The organism is Lapillicoccus sp. (genome assembly GCF_025353065.1).
Lineage (GTDB): Bacteria > Actinomycetota > Actinomycetes > Actinomycetales > Dermatophilaceae > Lapillicoccus.
This window is the reverse complement of record NZ_JANXRJ010000329.1, coordinates 1-4,189: the sequence shown is the minus strand read 5'-3', so window position 1 is coordinate 4,189 and position 4,189 is coordinate 1. Positions and strand designations below refer to the sequence as shown.

The following is a 4,189-nucleotide window of genomic DNA, read 5'->3' as shown; positions in this document are numbered from 1 at the left end:
GAGCCGGGCGAAGCTGAAGGACGAGGTGGAGGGGAAGAAGGCGATCAGCGGGGGGTCGAGGGAGACGGAGGAGAACGACCCGACGACCATCCCCGCCGGCTCGCCGCCGTCGTCCGTCGCGGTGACGACGACGACCCCGGTGGGGTAGTGGCCCAAGGTCTCGCGGAACAGCGCGGGGTCAATGGTGGGTGTCATCGTCCCCCTCCCGGTGTGTCGAGTGCCGCCCGCAGCTGCGCGAGCAGGGCCGGCACGTCGGTCGCGCACCCGATGCCGAAGACGTAGAAGTCCGGGCGGGAGAGGAAGACGTCGCAGCCATGCGCGTCGAACCATCGCTGGTACACACCGTCGACGTCGGCCACCGACCCGGCGGGGGAGACCCCGGTGACGGTGCCACCGATGCCGGCGAACCAGGTGGCCGCCTCCTCGTCCAGCGTCGGTGTGCCGCCCCTGGCGACGAGCTGCCAGTCACCGCCCCGGACGTCGTCGAACAGGCCGGTTTTGCTACCGACCCGCACGCGTCCCTGCGGCGCGAGCCGACCGGCGGGGTCCTGGCCCGGGACGGTGATCGACGGGTGCCCCAGCCGCGGGTGCGGCGGCTCCTTCACGGCGCTCGGGTCGGTGGGCTCACGGCGCATCTCGGCATCCCGGGCGGCCGCGCGGGCGGGGTCGAGCTCGCAGATGATCTGCCCCGCCTCGACGGCCCCGTCGATGATCTCGCGGACGTGGCCCGCGCGCTCGGGCCCGTAGCTGTCGAGGACGGCCGCCTCGACCAGTCGGCGGTGCACCAGGGACAGGCGCCACGCCAGCGCCCGGGCATCGCGAAGTCCGGCGCACAGGCCCTGTCCCAGGAATGGAGGCATGAGGTGGGCAGCGTCCCCGGCAAGGAACGTCCGGCCCACGCGCCAGACCTGAGCCCAGCGGCCGCGGAAGGTGTAGACGGCGTGCCGCTCGAGCTCCGCGGTCTGGGGCGTCACCCCCCATGGGGCCATGAGCGCCCAGGCTGTCGCTTCTCGGCCCATCTCCTCGGGGGTTACGTCGGCGCGACGCATGAACTCGAAGCGACGTCGGCCGGGTCCGCTGCGCACGGCGGTGGCGGGCTGCCGTGGGTCGCAGTACTGCACGACGAAGGCGTCCCAGGTGTCCTCGACGAGGGGCCGGTAGTCCACGACCAGCCAGTCGGCCTCGAACCCCGAGTCGCCGACCTCGATGCCCAGGTGCGAGCGCACCGCGCTGTTTGCCCCGTCAGCGCCGACGAGCCAGCGACTGCGGACGGTGGAGGCGACGCTGGGGTCCCCCGTGGCGGTCAGGCGGGTCGTCGTACAGGACTCGTCCTGCGTGGTGTCGGTGAAGGTCCAGCCCCGGTGGACGCTGACCCCGGGGGTGGAGGCCGCTGCCTGCTCGAGCACGGCCTCGAGGTCGGGTTGGTGAAAGCCGTTGGTGTTGGCCCACCCTGACTCCGCTGGCCTGTTCCAGTCGATGGCCCGCAGCAGCTCGCCGTCGGCGCCCCGGAACTGGTAACCGCCGCGCTCGCCGCGAGAGGGCTCGAAGAGGTCGGCGTGCTCGGCCATGATCCCGGCGGCCTGCAGGATGCGCAGCGCCTCGTGGTCGATGGTGCAGGCGCGCGGCAGCGGGTACCGCTGCGGCCAGCGCTCGACGACGGCGACCTGCAGGCCGGCCTGCCCGAGCAAAACGGCAGTGAGCAGGCCGACGGGGCCACCGCCGACGACGAGGCAGTCGACGTCTGCGCGGGGCGGGCTTACGGTCATGCCTCAGCCCTCCAGAGGTTGAGCAGGTGGGGGTGGGGGACGACGACGCACTTAGCGTGCGGGGAGGCGTCCTGCTGCACCCAGGCCCCCGGCAGGTCGTCGAGGTCGAAGTGGAGGGTGTCCACCTGCAGGTGCCCGTCGCGCAGAGCGCCCCACAGCCAGGTCAGCGCGGGCCTCTTGGCGGCCAGCCCGAGATGCAGGCCGGCAAAGCCCGAGAGCGTCAGCTGCCGACCGCGCAGCAGCCCGGCCGGGACCTGCGTGGTAGGCCCGGCGAGGTTGCCGACGTTGACCACTCGGGCCCGGGGTGCGCAGACCTGCAGCGAAGCCTCCAGCGGTCGGCCGTAGACGACGTCGACCGGCCCGCTGGCGGCGAGGATCCGGGCGGCCAGGTCGTCGGTGCACTCGCCCACCCGCAGCTCGAGGACGGCGTCGGCACCGAGGCCCCGGACCCGCTCCAGGGTGCTGGCGTCGCGTCCCACGCCGATGACGCGCCCGGCGCCGAGGCGTCGGGCCACCTGGACGGCGATCTGGCCGACCGCCCCGGTGGCGCCCAGCACCAGCACGGTCTCGCCGGGCCGGAGGCCGGCCTCCTCGACCAGCGGGAGGTAAGCCGCCGTGCCGGAGTTGCCGACCGCAGCGGCGCCTACGGGGTCTAAGCCACGAGGAAGCGGCAGGACGTCGTCGTCGGCGACGACCAGCTGGGTGGCCAGCGAGCCCGGTGTGTCCGGGGAGGCGTGGCACTCGGCATACACCCAGGTGCCGGGCTCGTAGCGGTCCGACTGGGTCACCACGCCGACGCACTCGCTGCCCGGCACGTAGGGCTGCTCGTGCCGGGCGGAGTGGAAGCCCCCGGAGGCGATGAGCAGGTCCAGCGGGTTCAGCGGTGCGGCGACCACGTCGAGCACGGTCTGCCCGGACCGGCGCTGCGGGAGCGCCAGGGAACCCAGCCGGGGCGGGGCGCCCGGGGCGTCGATCGTCGCTGATCGAGGGGTGCTCACGGCGGTCGGCTCAGCTGGTCGTCTGCGACGGGGACGGCGACCTCGCGGGCGCGAACCGGTCGAGGGTGGTGATGCCGGCGAAGTTGTGAGGCTGGAGGCCGGCCATCAGGCGGCCGTAGTTCTCCGACAGGGCCTCGAGGTTGAGCGCCCCGTGCAGGGTGATGACGCGGGCGTCGCGCCAGGACCGCTGGATCGGCTCGAAGTCCATGATCGCCGTGGAGCCGGAGTTGCGCTGCAGCAGCTCGATCGCCTCGGCGCACCACTTGGCGGCGTAGGCGGTCTCGGCCAGGACCCGGGCGCTGAACTGCTGCATGTACTCTGGGCTCTCCGGGGTGCCGGCCGCGATCAGCCGGCCGAGGTGGTCGGTCTCCTCGGCGTTGGCCCGGGCCATGAGGGTCGCCGACCGGATCTTGCTGTGCACCTCGGTGAGCATCAGGTGGGTTAGCGGCGCCTCGAGCTGGTTGGTGTATGTAGTGCCGCGGATGGGGCGTCCGGCCGACCGCTCGATGAAGCGCTCGAGGGCGCCGGTGGCGATGCCGATGGACATGCCGGCCATGAGGCTGAACGCCCAGCCCAGCGACGGCACCTTCCACAGCGACCCGGCGAGGCCGTGGTCGATCCGCTGAGAGGTGACGTGGCGGAAGTCGGTGACCCGGTGCTCGGGGACGACGAGTTCGTCGCGGGGGATCTCGATCGACACGCTGCCGGTCGCGCGCATCCCGGCGACGTTCCAGTCGTCGAGGAAGCGCAGCTGGTCGCGGGGGACCTGGACCCCCACGAGGTACGTCCCGTCGCCGTCATCGGCGAGGCAACCGAGGTTGGTGTACGGAGCCCAGAGGGCGTCGCTGCCGAAGGTCCACGGTCCACCGGTGACGACCCAGCCGCCCTCAGTGCGCCTCGCCCGGCCACGGGTGGCAGGGAAGTGGCTCGAGCCGGCGACCCGGGGCCCCACCCAGTCGTGCCCGTAGACCTCCTCGATCACCTGGGGGCCACAGCCGACAGGCAGCCAGTTGGTGGAGGCCGCCACCCAGACGGTCCAGCCGGCCGAGCCGTCCCACTTCGCCACCTCAGTGACGACGTCGAGCTGCTGGCGCACCGACAGCTCGGCGCCGGCGTACTCGGCGGGGGTGGCGATAGCGAACACGCCGGCGGCGTCGAGGGCGGCGATGGTGTCGTCGGAGTGGCGTCCGGCCTTCTCGGCGGCGAGCGCGCCGCCGCGCAGGGTCGGTCCGAGCTCACGCACCCGGCCAAGGACAGAGGCGAGCGTGGCGGGCCGGTCGTCGAGGGTGTCGTGCTCGAGGGTGATCGTCATGGCGGTCTCCGGGTCAGGGGCGGGGGTCAGGTCGGGCGCTGCTCCGGCGGTCACGCCGAGCGGATGGCCGTGAGGAAGGCGACCTTGCCGGCGTCGGCGTGCTCCTTGAGCAC

At 73.1% G+C, this 4,189-nt stretch carries 4 protein-coding genes; all 4 read right to left on the bottom strand.

All coding sequences use genetic code 11. The features are described from left to right. On the bottom strand, nt 1-195 hold a 195-nt coding region (locus tag Q0R63_RS23935), incomplete at its 3' end, for a flavin reductase family protein (protein ID WP_295702806.1). After that, complete coding sequence (locus Q0R63_RS23930; protein WP_295702804.1) at nt 192-1,766, bottom strand: bifunctional 3-(3-hydroxy-phenyl)propionate/3-hydroxycinnamic acid hydroxylase; 1,575 nt, start codon at nt 1,764-1,766, stop codon at nt 192-194. The genes Q0R63_RS23935 and Q0R63_RS23930, both read right to left, overlap by 4 nt. Next, nucleotides 1,763-2,764 (bottom strand): zinc-binding alcohol dehydrogenase family protein, encoded by a 1,002-nt coding sequence (locus tag Q0R63_RS23925; RefSeq protein WP_295702802.1) that lies wholly within the window; start codon nt 2,762-2,764, stop codon nt 1,763-1,765. Before Q0R63_RS23925 ends, Q0R63_RS23930 begins: the two co-directional genes overlap by 4 nt. Nucleotides 2,765-2,774: 10 nt before the next feature. Beyond that, complete coding sequence (locus Q0R63_RS23920; protein ID WP_295702800.1) at nt 2,775-4,076, bottom strand: acyl-CoA dehydrogenase family protein; 1,302 nt, start codon at nt 4,074-4,076, stop codon at nt 2,775-2,777. Nucleotides 4,077-4,189: the final 113 nt, after the last annotated feature.

Coding starts and splice junctions, on each gene's coding strand:
- Q0R63_RS23920 (WP_295702800.1), bottom strand. CDS start 4,076: ATGACGATCACCCTCGAGCACGACACCCTCGACGACCGGCCCGCCACG.
- Q0R63_RS23930 (WP_295702804.1), bottom strand. CDS start 1,766: ATGACCGTAAGCCCGCCCCGCGCAGACGTCGACTGCCTCGTCGTCGGC.